16 protein-coding genes are annotated in these 16,469 nt (G+C 69.7%); 9 read left to right on the forward strand and 7 right to left on the reverse strand.

Going from position 1 to position 16,469, the window contains the following annotated elements:
- Positions 1-78: 78 nt before the first annotated feature.
- A complete protein-coding gene (locus tag ACO0M4_RS30900; RefSeq protein WP_430374367.1) occupies positions 79-786 on the reverse strand; it encodes a GntR family transcriptional regulator in 708 nt (235 codons plus the stop codon).
- A gap of 165 nt (positions 787-951) precedes the next feature.
- On the opposite strand from ACO0M4_RS30900, the gene ACO0M4_RS30905 reads away from it, so the two are divergent.
- The 5 genes from ACO0M4_RS30905 to ACO0M4_RS30925 all read left to right on the forward strand — a co-directional run bounded on the left by ACO0M4_RS30905 (position 952) and on the right by ACO0M4_RS30925 (position 6,764).
- Entirely contained in the window at positions 952-2,271 is a 1,320-nt protein-coding gene (locus ACO0M4_RS30905) for an MFS transporter (protein WP_430374368.1), read from the forward strand.
- Positions 2,272-2,458: 187 nt separating this feature from the next.
- On the forward strand, positions 2,459-3,607 hold the full coding sequence (locus ACO0M4_RS30910) for a maleate cis-trans isomerase family protein (RefSeq protein WP_430374369.1): 1,149 nt from the start codon (positions 2,459-2,461) through the stop codon (positions 3,605-3,607).
- Between the two features lie 74 nt (positions 3,608-3,681).
- Complete coding sequence (locus ACO0M4_RS30915) at positions 3,682-4,587, forward strand: polysaccharide deacetylase family protein (protein ID WP_430374370.1); 906 nt, start codon at positions 3,682-3,684, stop codon at positions 4,585-4,587.
- Positions 4,588-4,803: 216 nt separating this feature from the next.
- On the forward strand, positions 4,804-5,076 hold the full coding sequence (locus ACO0M4_RS30920; RefSeq protein ID WP_430374371.1) for a hypothetical protein: 273 nt from the start codon (positions 4,804-4,806) through the stop codon (positions 5,074-5,076).
- A complete protein-coding gene (locus ACO0M4_RS30925) occupies positions 5,025-6,764 on the forward strand; it encodes a CASTOR/POLLUX-related putative ion channel (RefSeq protein WP_430374372.1) in 1,740 nt (579 codons plus the stop codon). The genes ACO0M4_RS30920 and ACO0M4_RS30925 overlap by 52 nt, the downstream gene beginning before the upstream one ends.
- A 109-nt stretch (positions 6,765-6,873) precedes the next feature.
- On the opposite strand, the gene ACO0M4_RS30930 is transcribed toward ACO0M4_RS30925, so the two are convergent.
- The 4 genes from ACO0M4_RS30930 to ACO0M4_RS30945 all read right to left on the reverse strand — a co-directional run bounded on the left by ACO0M4_RS30930 (position 6,874) and on the right by ACO0M4_RS30945 (position 10,051).
- Positions 6,874-7,269 carry a VOC family protein gene (locus ACO0M4_RS30930; RefSeq protein ID WP_430374373.1) on the reverse strand — a complete coding sequence of 132 codons (396 nt, stop codon included), beginning with the start codon at positions 7,267-7,269 and terminating at the stop codon, positions 6,874-6,876.
- Positions 7,270-7,271: 2 nt separating this feature from the next.
- Positions 7,272-7,985 (reverse strand): NADPH-dependent F420 reductase, encoded by a 714-nt coding sequence (locus ACO0M4_RS30935; RefSeq protein ID WP_430374374.1) that lies wholly within the window; start codon positions 7,983-7,985, stop codon positions 7,272-7,274.
- 138 nt (positions 7,986-8,123) lie between these two features.
- The gene (locus ACO0M4_RS30940; RefSeq protein ID WP_430374375.1) at positions 8,124-8,831 is read right to left on the reverse strand and encodes a B3/B4 domain-containing protein; all 708 of its coding nucleotides are present in this window, start codon (positions 8,829-8,831) and stop codon (positions 8,124-8,126) included.
- Between the two features lie 383 nt (positions 8,832-9,214).
- Entirely contained in the window at positions 9,215-10,051 is an 837-nt protein-coding gene (locus ACO0M4_RS30945) for an EamA family transporter (protein ID WP_430374376.1), read from the reverse strand.
- 164 nt (positions 10,052-10,215) lie between these two features.
- On the opposite strand from ACO0M4_RS30945, the gene ACO0M4_RS30950 reads away from it, so the two are divergent.
- The 3 genes from ACO0M4_RS30950 to ACO0M4_RS30960 all read left to right on the forward strand — a co-directional run bounded on the left by ACO0M4_RS30950 (position 10,216) and on the right by ACO0M4_RS30960 (position 13,106).
- On the forward strand, positions 10,216-10,800 hold the full coding sequence (locus ACO0M4_RS30950) for a helix-turn-helix domain-containing protein (protein ID WP_430374377.1): 585 nt from the start codon (positions 10,216-10,218) through the stop codon (positions 10,798-10,800).
- 296 nt (positions 10,801-11,096) lie between these two features.
- Positions 11,097-11,249 carry a hypothetical protein gene (locus ACO0M4_RS30955; protein ID WP_430374378.1) on the forward strand — a complete coding sequence of 51 codons (153 nt, stop codon included), beginning with the start codon at positions 11,097-11,099 and terminating at the stop codon, positions 11,247-11,249.
- 288 nt (positions 11,250-11,537) lie between these two features.
- Positions 11,538-13,106: a Na+/H+ antiporter gene (locus tag ACO0M4_RS30960; protein ID WP_430374379.1), complete on the forward strand. Its 1,569-nt coding sequence runs from the start codon at positions 11,538-11,540 to the stop codon at positions 13,104-13,106.
- 262 nt (positions 13,107-13,368) lie between these two features.
- Here the strand turns inward: ACO0M4_RS30960 and ACO0M4_RS30965 are convergent, their stop codons facing one another.
- On the reverse strand, positions 13,369-13,917 hold the full coding sequence (locus ACO0M4_RS30965; RefSeq protein ID WP_430374380.1) for a GNAT family N-acetyltransferase: 549 nt from the start codon (positions 13,915-13,917) through the stop codon (positions 13,369-13,371).
- 264 nt (positions 13,918-14,181) lie between these two features.
- On the opposite strand from ACO0M4_RS30965, the gene ACO0M4_RS30970 reads away from it, so the two are divergent.
- Positions 14,182-14,712, forward strand: coding sequence for a universal stress protein (locus ACO0M4_RS30970; RefSeq protein WP_430374381.1), 531 nt, complete (start codon positions 14,182-14,184; stop codon positions 14,710-14,712).
- A 601-nt stretch (positions 14,713-15,313) separates the two neighbouring features.
- On the opposite strand, the gene ACO0M4_RS30975 is transcribed toward ACO0M4_RS30970, so the two are convergent.
- Entirely contained in the window at positions 15,314-16,306 is a 993-nt protein-coding gene (locus ACO0M4_RS30975) for an Acg family FMN-binding oxidoreductase (RefSeq protein ID WP_430374382.1), read from the reverse strand.
- Positions 16,307-16,469 lie beyond the last annotated feature (163 nt).

Here is a 16,469-nt window from a genome sequence, read left to right on the forward strand (position 1 = left end):
CCCCCGGAGTGCCGCGCGCCGTAGCGGCGGAACAACGCGATCGTTGCCCGGTGGAATCGAGCTCAGACGGCCCGGGTCTCAGTCGGCCCCGCCCGCACTCTCGCCCTGGCCCTCGTCGAACAGCAGGCGCAGGGCCACCGCGCGGTAGTGGCGAACGTGGCGCAGTGACGCGTCGGCCGCCGCCTCGATGTCGCGCGAGGCGATCGCCTCGGTGAGGGCACGGTGCTCCTCGTACAAGGCGCCCGGGTCGTCGATCTGCTGGAAGAGCCAACGCAGCCGGCCCTCAAGGGACTCCAGCGTGGCGGCGAGCAACTCATTGCCCGCGAGTTCCACGATCTGGTGGTGGTAGGCGAGGTTGGCCCGGTTGATGCGGTCGGCCCGGCCGGTCAGGGTGGCTTTGCGGGCGGCCTCCAGTAGCCGGGTGAGTTCGTTGAGCCCTTCCGGTGTGGCGCGTTCGGTCGCGCGCCGGGTGGCGAGCACCTCCAGGGCCTCGCGCATGTCGAAGAGGTTCTCGACGTCGCGTCGGGACATCTCCTTGACGACGATGCGGCGCGGCGAGAGGGCCTCCAGGACGCCCTCGTTGAGCAGAATACGGATCGCCTCACGGACCGGGACGCGGGAGACCCCGAAGCCGTCGGCCAGATCCCGCTCCACCAACCGGTCGCCTGGCTTGAGCCGCCCGGTGGCGATCTTGTTGCGTAGCTCTTCCAGGACCTGATCTCGCAACCACATCGGGCTGGTGGGGGTGGCGTCCGCCCTCCGTGCCCCCGATTCGGTCCGGTCCACGTTCCCTCCAGGTCTGATGTGCCGCCAGGTTTCGGAAGTGTCACGGTATACCAAACCCTTGACGCGCCCCCGAGGCGTCCGCATCCTTTGGTATACCAAAACGCGGAGCCGTCGCCTCTGTGTGTCCTGCTCACCCCTTCTGACCAGGCGAATCGAGGGCTTGGCATGAGTATGTTCACGGCGCGAAAGGCCGCCGCCAAAACCACCGGACACGACGATTCCCGCCCCACACGGACCCGCTGGGCGATGTTCCTCCTCCTGCTCGGCATCGTGGCCCTCAACTACATCGACCGCGGCTCGGTCTCGGTCGCACTCCCACTGATCACCAAGGACCTCGGGCTGTCCAAGCAGACGACCGGCCTCGTCCTCAGTGCGTTCTTCTGGACGTACGCGCTGATGCAGATCCCCGGTGGTTGGCTGGTCGACCGGTTCGGCTCACGCGCCATGGTCTCCGCCTCCTGCATCGGCTGGGGAGCGGCCCAGGCACTGACCGCGGCCGCCTCCGGCATGGGCTCGTTGCTCGGCTTCCGGCTGTTGCTGGGCGCGGCCGAGTCTCCGGTGATGCCGGCCGGCGGCAAGCTCAACGCGCAGTGGCTGCCGGCCCGGGAGCGTGGCCGGGGCGCGGTCCTGCTCGACGGCGGCGCCCCGCTCGGCGCCGCCATCGGCGGCATCACGATCTCCACGCTGATTGCCTGGACCGGCAGTTGGCGGATCAGTTTCCTCGCCGTGGGCGCCGCCACCGTCGCGGCCGGCCTGTTCGCCGCCCACTTCATCCGCAACCGCCCCGCCGACCATCCCCGCGTCAACCGCGCCGAGGCCGACTACGTCGAGCAGGCGCACGCCGAGGAGGACGCGGCAGCCCCCACCGACCGGCGCACGGGACTGCTGCCGTACCTGCGCCACCGCGCGTTCTGGGCCATGTGCCTGGGCTGGATGGGCTTCAACGGCGTCTTCTACGGTCTGCTCACCTGGGGTCCGCTGTACCTCTCGGAGGCCAAGGGCTTCAAGATCCAGACCATTGGTTGGTCCACGCTGGTGATCTTCGGGGCGGGCTTCGTCGGGGAACTCTGCGGTGGCTGGCTCTCCGACCGCTGGCAGGCACGCGGCGGACGGGTCGACACCGTGATGCGCACCCTGATGGGCATCGCCGGATGCGCCGTCGTCGCCGGGATGCTCGGTGTCGTCCTGGTCCCGGACGCGATGACCGCGGTCGCGCTGCTCTCCGTGGTGCTGTTCTTCCTGCGCTGGGCCGGCCTGTATTGGTCGCTGCCCTCGATCCTCGCCGGACGGGCCAACGCCGGTGTGGTCGGCGGCGCGATGAACCTCGCCGGGAACATCGCCGGGATCGTCACGCCCATCGTGGTCGGCTTCATCGTCGGCGGCACCGGCTCCTACACCTGGGCGCGGCTCTACTTCGTCGGCGCCGGAGTGCTGTTCACGGCCGCGTCCCTGTTCCTCGACTACAGCAAGCGGCTTGCCGTCTGACGCCGAGCCACAGACGCAGCGATCCCGACACAAAGAAACCAGCACAAAGACACCGGCACAGAGACACCAACACACCAACACAAAGACGCCGACGCAAAGGCGCCGGCACAAAGGCGCCGGCACAAAGACACCGACGCAGCGACACCGACGCAGAACAGCGCCGGAGACGCGGAGAAGGCCCCCAGACATGTATCGCATCGGAATGCTCACCCCGTCCTCCAACACCTGCCTCGAACCCGTCACCGCCGCGCTGCTGCACGGGAGCGGACTGGCGAGCGCCCACTTCGCCCGGGTCCCGGCCACCCGGATCGCCCTGGACAACGGTTCCGACGCCCAGTTCGACATCGAGCCGATGCTCGCCGCGGCGCGGCTGCTCGGCGACGCCGAGGTCGACGTGATCGCCTGGAACGGCACCTCGGGCTCCTGGCTCGGCCCCGAGCGCGACCGGGCGCTGTGCGCGGCCATCACCACCGAGACCGGCATCCCCGCGACGACCTCCACGCTCGCCCTGCTCGACGCCTGTGCCGCGTACGGGGTGACCCGCCTCGGCCTGGCCCTGCCCTACACGCAGGACGTGGCCGACCGCATCGCCGCCACCTACCTGGCCGAAGGTGTGGAATGCCTGGTCGCCGAGCCGCTCGGCATCGACGACAACGCCTCCTTCGCCCGTGTCCCGTCGGACCGGGTCGCACGCCAGATCAAGGCGGCCGCCCAGGGCACCCACGCGGTGGCCGTCGTGTGCACCAACGTCCACGGCGCCCACCTCGCCGCGCCGCTCGAAGACGCCCTCCAACTCCCGGTCTTCGACAGCGTCACAGCGACCCTGTGGAAGACCCTGGACCTGGTCGGTGCCGCTCCCGCCCTGCCCGGCTGGGGCACCCTGCTGCGCACCGGCAGCCTACGGTCCCAACTACAAGAAGCCGTACGCGAGTTGCTCTCCGCGACCGGTGCGGACCGCACCACGCTACGTCTCGACGTACCGGAACACGGCCTGCACGTCGACCTCACAGCGGCCGAGGCACTGCGCCCCGGCGTACGGTCCATCCGCCGCGACGCCTCGCTCGACCAACGCCGACTCAACACCGTCGAGTGGTTGGAACAGCACCGGACCCCACTCGTCCAGCCGCACTTCCGCACGGCCCCCCACCCCCCACAGGCACTCATCGACGTGTACGGCGTGCACGCCCAACTGCTCGGCCCGGTCGTCCGGGAAGGGGCCATGACCGGCTGGTTGTCGGTCCACAGCCGCGACGAGCGCGAGTGGACCGACGGCGACCGGACCGCGCTCGCCGCAGCCACCGCCCGGGTCCGAAGTGCCCTGGACAGCTACTCCTGACCCGCCTCCCGCCTGCTCTTTTGCACCCTCCCGCTTCGCTGCGGCTCCACACAGTGCTACCGAAAGGTCCTCCCATGACCAAGGACATCAAGATCTGCCTCGGCGTCGACGTCGACGCCGTCGCCGGCTGGCTCGGCTCGTACGGCGGTGCGGATTCCCCGAACGACATCCAGCGCGGCGTCTTCGCCGGCGAGATCGGCATCCCCCGCATGCTCACGCTCTTCGAGCGCTACGGGATCCGCACCAGTTGGTTCGTCCCGGGCCACTCGATAGAGACGTTCCCCGAGCAGACCCGGATGATCGTCGAGGCTGGCCATGAGGTCGGCGCGCACGGCTACTCGCACGAGAACCCCATCGCGATGACGCCGCGTCAGGAGGAGGACGTCCTGGCCAAGTGCGTCGAGCTGATCGAGGAGTACACGGGCCGCCGCCCCCGTGGCTACGTAGCGCCGTGGTGGGAGATGTCCCCCCACACCGCGGAACTGCTGCACAAGTACGGCTTCTCCTACGACCACAGTCAGAACTACCGTGACTTCACGCCCTTCTACGCCCGTGTCGGCGACAGTTGGACGAAGATCGACTACTCGCGCGAAGCCAAGGACTGGATGAAGCCGCTCATCCACGGCAGCGAGGTCGACCTGGTGGAATTCTGCGGCAACTGGTACGTCGACGACCTCCCTCCGATGATGTTCAACAAGCACGCCCACAACAGTCACGGCTTCGTCAGCCCGCGCGAGCTGGAACAGACCTGGCGCGACCAGTTCGACTGGGTGCACCGCGAACTCGACTACGCCGTCCTCCCGGTCACCCTCCACCCCGACGTCAGCGGGCGTCCCCAGGTCCTGCTGATGCTGGAGCGCTTCATCGAGTACGTCGGCGGCCACGCGGGCGTCACCTTCTGCACCCTTGAGGACGCCGCCGACGATTTCCGCCGCCGGTTCCCGTTCGCCGGCACGGAACGCCCGGCCGACATGCGCTGAGCCCCGATCCACCCGGCCCGGCGCCGATGATGCGCCGGGCCGGAGTACCCTCCGCAGGCACCGATGGCACTGCGTCCACATGCGGGCCGACTGGGCGACAGGCACTACCCCCACGCCGACGGCGTCACGCACCACGGTTGAATGCTCTGCACTTGGTGGATGACGGGGAACGCGTGCGGGTAGGCAGCACGCCTACGGCAGAGGGTGAGGATTTCGGTGGCACGTACGAGGTTGCGGGACCGGTTACGGTACTGGTTCGACGCCACGATGGACCGGGGGACGCCGGCCCTCATCGGCTGGCTGGGCCTGGCCTCGGTGGCGTTGATCGTCGCGGTGACCGCACTGGTGACCCTGTTTGCCCGCAAGGACGCCGGGGAGAACGGCGGTTGGCCGGGCGTCGCCTGGATGAGTCTGCTGCGGACGCTCGATCCCGGCACATGGGCGGGGACTCGGGCGGGCCGGTGTTCCTGGCGCTCATGCTCCTGGTGACCATCGGCGGGATCTTCATCGTCAGCGCGCTCATCGGTGTGCTGACGACGGGACTGGAAGCCCGGATCCAGGAGCTGCGCAAGGGCAGATCACGACTGATCGAGCGCGGGCACACCATCGTGCTGGGCTGGTCCGAGCAGGTGTTCACGGTGATCGCGGAGCTCGTCGAGGCCAACCAGAGCGAACGCCGGTCGTGCGTGGTCATCCTCGCCGACCGTGACAAGGTCCAGATGGAGGACGAGATCCGCCGCCGGGTGCCGGACACCGGGCGCACCCGGGTGATCTGCCGTTCCGGGAGCCCCCTCCAGCGGGCGGATCTGGAGTTGACGAGCCTGGACTCGGCGAAGTCGGTCATGGTGCTGCCGCCGGTAGGGGACGACAGCGACACCGACGTCATCAAGGCGCTGCTGCTCCTCAACAGCCGCCCCTGGAAGGGCAGTCGGCGGCCCCATGTCGTCGCCGCAGTACAGAACTCCCCCAACCTCGCCGCGGCCCGACTGGCGGCGGGCGACACCGCGCTGGTGATCGACGCGGACGACATCGCCGTACGGCTCATCGTGCAGTCGCACCGCCAGTCCGGCCTGTCCACGGTCTTCGACGAGATCCTCAGCTTCACCGGCAACGAGATCTACCCCTTCGCCGCGAAGGCACTGCACGGCATCACCTATGGGGAGGCGCTCAACACATTCGACCTCGGCGCTCCGGTGGGGTTGCGCACGGCCGCCGGCGACACCCTGGTCAACCCTCCGATGGACACGGTCATCGGGCCCGCCGACAAGGTGTTGGTGCTCGCCGAGGACGACCTCGTCATCCGGTTGGCGAACGCCCGGCCCACCCTGATCAAGTCGGCGATCACCTCGACTCCGGCCCGGTCACCGGAACCGGACCGGACCCTGGTGATCGGCTGGAACTCCCGCGGGGCAAAGATCATCACGCTGTTGGACTGCCTGGTGGAGCCGGGCTCGTTGATCGACATCGCCGCCCCGCGCCGCCCCGCCGAAGACTTCCAGGACGCCGGCGTGGAGAACCTCACGGTGGGTTTCAAACCCTGTGAGCCGACGCTCCGCCCGTCGCTGGAGTCATTGGACCTGGGCCGCTACCGGCACATCATCGTCCTGACCGATGACGACATCGACCCCGAACGGTCCGATGACCGCACGTTGGTGACGCTGCTTCACCTACGGGACATCGCCACCCGGTCCGACTGCCCGTACTCGATCGTCACCGAGATGAACAGCGACGCCAACCGCGAGATCGCCCAGGTGACCAAGGCCGACGACTTCATCGTCAGCACCAAAATAATCAGTCTCCTGCTGACACAGCTGACCGAGGACCGGGAACTGTACGCCGTCTTCAGCGACCTCTTCGACCCGGCGGGTTCGGAGATCTACCTCAAGCCGGCCGTCAGTTACGTCGTTCCCGGCGAGTCGGTGAATTTCGCGACGGTCGTCGAGGCCGCCCGGCAGCGCGGCGAGACCGCCCTCGGGTACCGGCTCGCCGGGCAGAGCGACGTACCGCCGAGGTACGGAGTCGTCCTCAATCCATCCAAGACCGAACCCCTGTCGCTGAGCGCCGGCGACTCCGTCGTGGTGCTCGCCGAGGACGGCCGCGTGCACACCGGCCTCCCGGAAGACAGGCACGCCCCCGTCGTGGAGAACGCGGGCCCGGACGCGGCGGCACGCGCATAGGGCCGGCGATCTCGGCTGGTCGGGGGCGTCTACCGACTGGGGACGTTGGAGCCGCCATCCGGGTACCAGATCGATCCGGCGGGCCGAACGGTCATGGTGTGCTGCGGTGTCAGTGGGTGCCGTGGATGCAGAAGGGCTGGCCGGACGGGTCGAGCAGGACGGTCCAGTGCTTTCCGCCTGGCTGGTGGGCCGGCTTGGTGGCGCCCCTCTCCAACAGCCGCTGCTCCGCCGCCGCGACATCGGGGAAGGCGAAGTCCATGTGGAAGGGCAGTTCTTCCTCGGGCCAGGTGGGGGCCGTGAAGGACTCGGACGTATAGAAGAGGTACATCGCGCCGTTCACGTAGAAGGCGCAGGCGGCCTCGTTGCCCTGCCCGTCGGGGTAGGTCCGGGACACCGTGGTGCCCAGGGCGGTGGCGTAGAAGTCGGCCAGGGCGCGGCCGTCGCGGGCCCACATCGCGTGGCACATGATCGTGCCGTTCAGGGGGCCGTCGGTCTGCGTGGTCATGGTCAGCGCACGACCTTGATGCCGAAGTGGGTGCCGAAGCCGAGGGCCATGCCGATGGCGCCGTGCATGTGGGCGTACATCTCCATGCCGCGGGCGGTGATCAGCGGGCCGAGGTCGAGGACGTCGGTCCAGCCGTAGGCCCGCAGCAGGCCGGTGACCTGCTGCTTGGCCTCGGCGTCCGCGCCCGCGATGAACATCGTGTGGTCGCCGTCGCCGATGGCCTTCGGGGCGACGACGGTGGCCTGCTCCTGGGTGACGAACGCCTTGACGACGTCCGTCCGCGGCAGGGCGCGCTGGATCTGCTCGCCCAGGCTGTCGCTGTCGCAGGGGTCGAGGATCGGGTTCACGCCCCACGGGGTGGGCCAGGGGCGCTCGATGTCCGGCTTGTAGATGTAGGGAACGGCGTAGTCGATCAGGGTCTTGCCGGCGAGTTGGTCGGCGATGGCGGACAGGGCGGTCACGGCGTTGTGGCCGTCGATGCCGTTGATCACCAGGCCGTCGGAGGTGGCCGCGGCGTCGCCGAAGGTGTGCAGCTCAATGCCGGGGTGGTCGGCGAGGAACTGCTTGAAGGGCGGGTTGCCCATCATGTCGGGCTCGGTGCGGGCCAGCGTGGCCTGGGGGTCGCGGGTGCCGACGGCCACCTCGTGGCCGAGTTCGGCGAGCTTGGCGATATGGGCGCGGGCACCGCCACCAGTCCCGAGAACAGCGATTTTCATGTAGAACCTCCTGATTTGCCCCGTGCGGACGTTTTCCACCGTAAGGGCATTTCAGGACAGGCCCTGTCCTTTGTGCGTCGCTGGAATGCGGCGTCTTGGAATTCACGGCCGTCGACATGACCGCCCGCACCCTGCGGCTCAGACGGTGACCTGGGGGTCTGCCGGGCTGAGGTAGTGCACGGCGGTCCGTTCGGCGTGCGGGGTGAGGAGGGTCTGGAGTTCCTCCGCCGCGGTCGTGAGGAGCTGACCGTCGCGGGTGGCGTGGAGGGTTTCCAGGACGAAGGTGACGTGGGTGGAGTCCTCGGTAACGCGGGTGCGGTGGGCGTCGCGGTGGTTCCAGTGGCGGGTCAGAACGTCGGTGGTGTCCGCGTAGATGATCTCGCCTGGCTTGGGGTGCTCGACGGTGTCGGGTTCGCCGAGCGGGGTGAAGGACTCGGTGCCGTCCGCGTGGCGGATGACGACGTCGCCGGTGACGTGGTCCAGGTCGAAGGCGCCGGCAGGCAGGCCGTGACGGACGGAGACGGCGTTGTAGGCATCGACGGCCGGGGTGATGCGCGGCAGGGTGCCCTTCTTGGCGAGGCGGCGGCCGAGCGCGTCGACGCTGGGGCGGATGCGGCGGGGGTTGGTACCGAAGGAGCGGTAGGCGGCGTGCCAGGCATCGATGCGGGGGTCGGTCTCGTCGGCCGGACGCCAGTTTCCGTCGGCGAGCTGTTGCTCCAGTTCCTCCAGGGCGGCGGCGGTGTGGGGCCAGGATTCGCGGCCGCGCAGGCCGGTGGCGGTGACCAGGGCGATGAGGGTGTCGGGGAAGGCGTCTGCGACGGCGGACGTGAGGCGGAAGGCAGGCATGGGCGGGGTTCCGTTTCCTGTGTATGGGGGGGGTGGCACGGCTTTCAGGCGCCGAGATGGTGTCTGTCGCAAGCACGGAGGTGGGGTCCGTCGCAGGCGAAGAGGTGGGATCCGCGGGAGGTGGAGTGGGTGGGAGGTGGAGTGGGTGAGGACGGCGAGGGGCGGGTGACTGGGCGGGCGTTGCCGCTCAGCCGTCCGACGTCGTGGCCTTCGGCGATCCAGGTCTACCGTTCGGCAGCTTCGTCCCGACTGGCGTCCCCCAGGTGAACCACCGTGCTGTTCTCCTTGCTGTTCTCCTTGGTTCGGTGGTGGGGTGGGCTGCGGACTTGCTCAGGCCGGGGGGCTTCCTCAGGTCCGAGGGCCTGCTCAGGCCGGGGGCTTCCTCAGGTCAGGGCGAGGAGGCTGACGGCGATGGCGGCGGTGCCCAGGCCGACGAGTTGGCCGCGGTGGATGCGCTCGGCGAGTACGCCGCGGGCGAGCAGGACCGTACCGGCCGGGTAGAGGGCGGTGACCACGGCGACGACGGTGAGGTCCCCGCTGCGGGCGGCGAGCAGGAAGAGCAGGTTGGCCACGGAGTCCAGCACACCGGCGGCTGCCGAGACTCCGTACGCGGGCCGCTCGGAGCCCAGCTTGCGGCGCATGAGCCCCGCCGCGGCCAGGGTGACGGCCGAGGAGACTGCCCGGCCCATGATCAGCGGAGCCACCCCGCTGTCAGACGGCGCCTGGTGCAGGCAGACCAGTTGAAGGGCGATGGCGCCGCCCGCACCGAATGCCAGCAGCAGCGCAGTACGGGAAGGGCGCGCCGAACCCGCGCCGTGCCCGGCGCTGACCAGCACCACCGCCACCAGTGCGAGCGGTAGGCCCACCAGTCCGGCGGCGGCCAGGTGCTCGCCCTGTAGCAGCCCCACGCCGACGGGCAGCGCGGCGGAAACCAGCGCGGTCACAGGCGACAGCACGTTCATCGGACCGATCGCCAGGGTGCGGTAGAGCAGGGCGAACGCGGCGGCCGAGGCGACCCCCGAGGCGGCGCCCCAACCGAGGGCCCCGGGGCTGAACGACGCGCCGAGCACCGGCCACAGCAGCAGCTCGACCGCGAGACTGGCCGGCGCCGCGATCATCACGGTACGCAGCACATGAGCCTTACGGGCGCCAAGGCCGCCGAGGAAGTCGGCGCACCCGTAAGCGAGTGAGCTGCCGAGGGCGAGCAGCAGAGCGATCACGACACATCCCTTACTTTCCATTGGAACGACCGAACCGTACAATGGACCGACCGGGCGGTGTCAACCAAACGACCGAGCGGTGCATTCAAATAGCTCGGAGTCAGTTCGTTCCGAGAGTTCGAATCGCTCAGTTCAGATCGTTCAGCTGCGAGGATGGTGATCAGGTGGCCGAGACAGCCGCAGCCCTGCGGGCGGTCGCGCACAACGTCAAGGCGGCCCGCCTCCGCGCGGGCCTGTCCCTGGACGAGCTCGGCCGGCGCGCCCAAGTCAGCAAGGGCGCACTGGTGGGACTGGAGAAAGCCCAGGGCAATCCCAACCTGGCCACCCTGGTGCGGCTGGCCGACACCCTCGGCATTTCGGTATCCACCCTGATGCAGGGGCCGCCCGAAGGGCGCGTCCGCGTCACAGCCGCCGACGCCGTGGCACCACTGTGGACCGGAGCGCGGGGCAGCGAGGCCCGACTCATGCTGACGACCTCGGGCCCGGCCCCCGTCGAGGTCTGGCGCTGGCAACTGGAGCCGGATGAGGAATACCCCAGTCACCCCCACCAGGCCGGAGTCGTGGAAACCGTCAGCGTGACCTCCGGCCGGATGACCTTGATCGTCGACGGCGTCGAGCACACCGTCGAAGCCGGCCAGACCGCCACGTTCGAAAGCGACGCCCCGCACGCCTACCGCGGCTCAGGCACCGAAACCTGCAACCTGATCATGACGGTCCACCTGCCACCCAACCCCGCTTCCGCAAGCTGACCCGCGCGGCAATCGCCTGCCATCACCTGCCACGCCCGCCGCCGGCTCGTCCGGCGGCAGCATCAGCGGGCACCAGCCCCAGTACCCGGACCGCACCGCACCACATCACCATTAGCCGTTTTTGCCTGAAATTTCACATAAAGTCATTGTTAGTGTCATGAGCCCGCCGTAATGTCTATAGCGTCGCGGCCGGAGCGTTCAGCCGGAACGAACCTCAAGGGGCCGCCTCGGCGGGCGCGCCGAATCGTCATCGATCCGGGGTAGCCGCGACGAAGTTCGACGCACAGGAGGCGAAGATGACCTTCAAGGCATTCTTCCCCCGCCACCGTAGGACCGATCGGGACCGTCACGGCCGCGACTGCGGAGACTGGGGTGACTACGGACGCGGATGCGGGGACGACGGCTACCGCTGGCGGCGCCGTGGCGACCGCGTCGTCATCATCTTCTGATGAGGACCTGATCCGCTGACAGATCTTTCTGAACAGGTCTTTCACGTTCAAGACCTGATGCCCGGACCGAGGCGGGCTCGCATGTGCCACGCGAGCCCGCCTCGCGGCTGCCCGTCGCCGTATCGGGCCACCGAACGGCCGCCGTGCGCCATGTCTCCGGGCCGAATGCAGCGCGGTGCGTTAAGACCGTGGCAGTGACGCGACAACACACGGTAGGTTTCCCGGTGGAGTGCCGGGAAGTCTGGTCGGCGGCGGTTCTGCAACACCGAAGCCACCGGAGACAAGTCCGTGACCGACCTTACTGCCCTCCTCCTTCTCGTCGTGTTCGCCACGTTGGTGGCCACCGGCGCTCGCCACTGGCGTATCCCCGCCCCCTCGTTGCTCGTCGTCGGCGGCCTCCTCATCGGCGTACTGCCCGGATTACCGGCCGTCCGGATCGCGCCCGAAACGATCAGTGTGCTCGTGTTGCCGCCGCTGCTGTACGCCTCGGCCGAGGAGATCCCGTGGCGCGAACTGCGGGTGGTGTGGCGGCCGGTGACGGTCCTCGCGTTCGGCCTGGTACTGGCCACCGCGGCCGCCGTGGGTGCCGTGGCCGCCGCGGTGACTCCGCTCTCCCCCACCATGGCGTTCGTCCTGGGTGCGGTGCTGGCCAGTACCGACCCGGTCGCGGTGACCGCCCTCGGCCGCAAGATCGCGCTGCCGCCGCGCATCCAGGTGCTGGTCCAGTCCGAGAGCCTCTTCAACGACGCCACCAGCCTGGTGCTGTTCAAGGTCGCGGTGGGCACCGCCATAGCCGCCCATGCGGTCAGTCTGCCCGCGGCCGGCAGTCAGTTCCTGCTTCTGGGCGGCGGCGGGGCGCTGGTCGGCGGCGGCGTCGCGGCCGTGGTGGCGCTGATCCGGCGACGGACCGAGGACCCGATCCTGGAAACGGTGATCGCCCTGGTCACCCCGTACGCGTCGTACGTCCTCGCCGAGGATCTGCACACCTCGGGCGTCACCGCGGTGGTGGTCGCGGGGGTGGTACTGGGCAGCACTGGGCACAAGCTCACCAACGCCACCATCCGCCTCCAGGTGCATGCCGTCTACGGCACGGTGGTCTTCCTCCTGGAGAGCGTCGTCTTCGCCCTCATCGGCCTGGAACTCCCCGCACTCGTCAGCCAGTTGACCGTTGATGAGTACACCTGGCCGTTCGGCGTGCTGGCGGTGGCCGGCACCGTGATCGCCGTCCGGCTCCTCGGGGTCCTTCCGCTCTCCGCCGTCATGCAGCGCCGCCGCGGCAACGGGGCGGTCACCTGGCGCATCCCCACGGTGGTCTCATGGGCCGGTACCCGCGGAGTGATGCCGCTGGCCGCCGCGCTGTCCATCCCCCTGGCCACGCACGACGGCAGTCCGCTGCCGCACCGTTCACTGATCCTCGTCCTCACCACCGGCGTGGTCGTCTTCACCCTCGTCCTCCAGGGCTTCACTCTCGCCCCGGTCGTCCGCTGGTCGAAAATCGCCCTGGAACCGGAGCACACCGCCCGCGAAGAGGCCCGTGCCCGCGCCGGTCTCGCCACCGCGGGCCTGGCCTGCCTGGACGAACTCGCGGCGGCCGAGGCCGCACCCACCCCGCTCATCGACCAACTGCGCCGCGGACTGCTGGCCCGACTGGACCAGGCCGACGCCGACCAGGACGACGACACCGCCTCCTCCCCCTGGGCGTCGGCGACCACCTACCGGGCCCTGCGCCGCACCGTGATAGCCGCCGAATCCGCCCAGTTGCAGCGGCTGTACGCCGAGAACCACATCAGCGACACCACCCGGCGCCGTCTGCAACGCAGTCTGGACCTGGAGGAGGCCGGGCTCGGCGAGGAGTGATCCGTTCCGTCGGGGGCATCGACACACATCGAGACCGCGGCTCGTGGTCTCCCCGCCCCATCGGCCCTCGCGAGAGCCGATCGCGTGCTCCACCGTGGTGGCGTGTCCGATGAGGTGCCTCTTGCCGGCCGGCTCTACGGGGTATCGGCGCGGCCCGCGAGGGAGATCGGGGGGTGCGCTCTGGCCTGGCAGTTGGGCAGTGGGGCTGGTGGGCAGTGAGGCTGGTGGGCAGTGGGGCTGGTGGCGTAGCCGAACGCGTTCGCTAGGTGCGCAGCTGACCTGGCGTCAGGGCGTTCGCGGGGGTGCTCGCCAGCGTCCCCGGTGGACGCATCATGAAGACATCGACCGGGTCCTGGGCTTCCACAACGAACCCGTGGCGCTCGTAGAGCCGACGGGCGGCGCTGCCCTGCAAGACGTTCAAGCCCACGGTCATGCCCTGCGCGTCGGTCCGCTCCAGCACCGTGCGCAAGACGGCGGATCCCAGTCCTTGGCCTTGTCGGTGCGGAGCAAGGTAGAAGTGCTCCAGCCACTGCCTGCCGTCGGCGGGCCGGATCGTGACGCACCCGGCGAGTTCGCGGTCGACCATGATGATCGACGTGTACCGCCGGGAGAAGGAGTCCCGCAGCCGCTGCCGTACCCGGTGCTCGTCGTAGCGCCCAAGGCGTTCCAAGTCCGCGCGCATGACTGCGGCCCGCAACTCCGCGATCGGCTCGATGTCCGCTATCACTGCGGAACGCAACACCCAACCTGCGGCGTGCGCCGACGTGGCCCGCCCAGGCAACGCCCCGTCCGGTCGCGTTCCGCTACTCATCGTCTCAGCATCCATGGCCGGAGTATCTCAATCCACCTCCTCTGAGCAGGCGATCGGCACCTGGCGCGGCCGACGGCTCAGGAGGCGTGTCGGCTGCCGCGACAGGCTGTCCCGCGTCGGCGGTCGGCCGGTCGGCCGGTCGGTGTCATGGAATCGTCAGGGTCCCCCCTCCCTGCGCAAGGGAAGTGCCAATGCCTCGCGATCGCTTCGTCGGAGGCGCTTCGATGGAGCGAGTGACACGGCACAGGGCGAGGAGTTGACCCCATGAACAGACCTGGCAACCGCGTCGTGGCGGGAGTGAGTGGTTCGCTGGGCAGTCTGACCGCTCTGCATCGGGCCGCTTCGGTGGCACGCGTCACCGGCGCCGCACTGTGGGCCGTGCTGGCCTGGGAACCGCCGGGCGGCGACATCCCCCATCGCGGCGGGGTCTGCCCGGCGCCCAGGACCGCCTGGCGCAGCATGGCCGCCGACCGTCTCACCGAAGCTCTCGATGCCGCTTTCGGGAGCGCCGGGCCGGGGGTACCGCTGGAGCGGCTCGTCGTATACGGCAAACCGGGCACGGTCCTGCTGGAGGTCGCCGATCAGCCCGAGGACCTGCTGGTGGTCGGGGCCGGAGCCCGCGGCCCGCTGCGCCGGGCTATGTGGCCCTCCGTATCCCGGTACTGCCTGGCACGCGCCTGCTGCCCGGTGCTGGCCGTACCGCCCTCTCCCCTCCACCGCACCTTCCATGCCGTGCGCCGCCGGAATACCTGGCAACTCCCCCTGAATGTCGCGGAGTTGACCGGGAGGCGCTGACACTGGATCGCACGCGCCGGCGGACCACGATGCATGCTGTCTGCCGGGTGACGGTGGCAGTAGGGAACGAGCCTCGCGCCGGGTTTTCAACGGGTGCGGGTAACCGCACCGTGCGTCCCACGTCCCTCACCGGGACATGCGCCGCGAGGGACCGGATGGCCCTCCCCTCGCTACCCCGTCCGGACCTTGGCCCGGAGTGTCCGTTGCCGCGACCATGGCATGTACGCGGAATGGTCCTCCGCTGCCGGAGCGGGCGCCCCCAGGACGGCCGCTCCGGCTTCTCTGGCGGCGAGGTGTTGCGGCGCCGCCCGGCGACAGCTCGACCGTGTGGGCCGGGCCGCCCGGGGGATGGACCGTCCGCCACTGGAGGACGGCTGCACACCGTGCTGATGTGGAGCCGGTTGGCCGCATTGGCTGTTGACTGTTGACTGGCGACTGGTTGGTCGCCCTGACCGGCGACTGGTTTGTCGCGCTGAGCGGCTGGCCGAATTGACTGGTCGGGTTGGCCGTATTGGCCGCATTGGCCGCATTGGGTTTGGCCGTATCGACCGGTTGGTTGGGCGAATTGACCGGTTGGCTGTACTGGTGCGTACTTCGGTGCTCACGGTGTGATCGTCAGGACCTCGTCCACCGGTCGGCGAGGTGTGCGCGGCCCGTTGGGGCCGTAGCCCAGGCGGAGGATCATCTGGACGCAGCCGGTGCCGGACAGGGGGTCGCGCAGCAGCCAGCGCAGGTCGGGCCATTCCAGGGCCTGGGTGGCGAAGGAGCTGGCGAGCCCCTGGCGGGTGGCGAGGAGCAGGACGCGTTCCAGTGCCTGGCCCGCGCGGAGCCAGTCTGCCGGACCGTCGTGGGCGGTGCTGAGGGAAGCCAGTTGCGGCCGTTTCTCGAAGTCGGCGTAGGCGCGTCCGGGGATCGCGCGACGGCCGGCGAAGTCGCGCATCGGGGCCGCGCCGCCGCGTTTCGCCGGGCCGAAGGCGTACTCCGGGATGCCCTCGGCGGGGGCTTCGGCGGATCCGTCGTGGGTCCATCTGCGCTGTTCGGCTTCGCGGCCGTCGTCCATGCGGTCGTAGCCCTCGGCGTGCAGGATCAGGTCCAGTACCGCCTCGCGGTGTGGAGTGGTGAGGAATGCCAGCCGGGCTCCCTCTCTGGCGGCGGCCTCGACGAGGGCGGCGCGGAGGCTGTCCGGGATGCGCCGCTCGGTGAAGGGGTAGCGGCTGGTGTGCCGGACGGCGAGGGCCGAGTGGAGGCCGGAGAGGGCCACGTCCAACGGCTCGTGCGGCACGTCGAGCCGCACGGAAGCCAGGAGCGTGGGGGTGTGCGGAGCCGGCAGCAGAGTGGTCACGGTGCGGTGGCCGGCGTGCGCGGCAGCGGCACGGAGGTTCAGTAGGGCCGCCCCGCAGCCGAGGTGGAGTCCCCGCGTGGTGGGGTCGGCCAGCGGCATCGCGCGGTCCAGGTCGGCGGAGAGCAGCATGGTGCGCGACGCCCGGGAGTAGTCGAAGTGCCACGGTTGGGCGTTGTGCATCGAGGGCGCGGTGGTGGCGTCGGCGATCAGGGACTTGACGGCGGTGTCGTCGAGGGTGGGGTGGGTGAGCACCGGGGGCCTCCCGGGCGGATCGGACCGCGTCCGATCCGGACGCGGACGGTGGAATCAGCGGGTTCCTCTAGCGTCGCGGGGTTCCGTCGGCGGCATCAGGGGTCATAGGGCCCCGGCTGGGGACCGGTCGGCCTGCCGGGGACGGCCGGGCCATGTGACGGGG

The sequence above is a fragment of the Streptomyces sp. RGM 3693 genome, assembly GCF_050471125.1.
Lineage (GTDB): Bacteria > Actinomycetota > Actinomycetes > Streptomycetales > Streptomycetaceae > Streptomyces.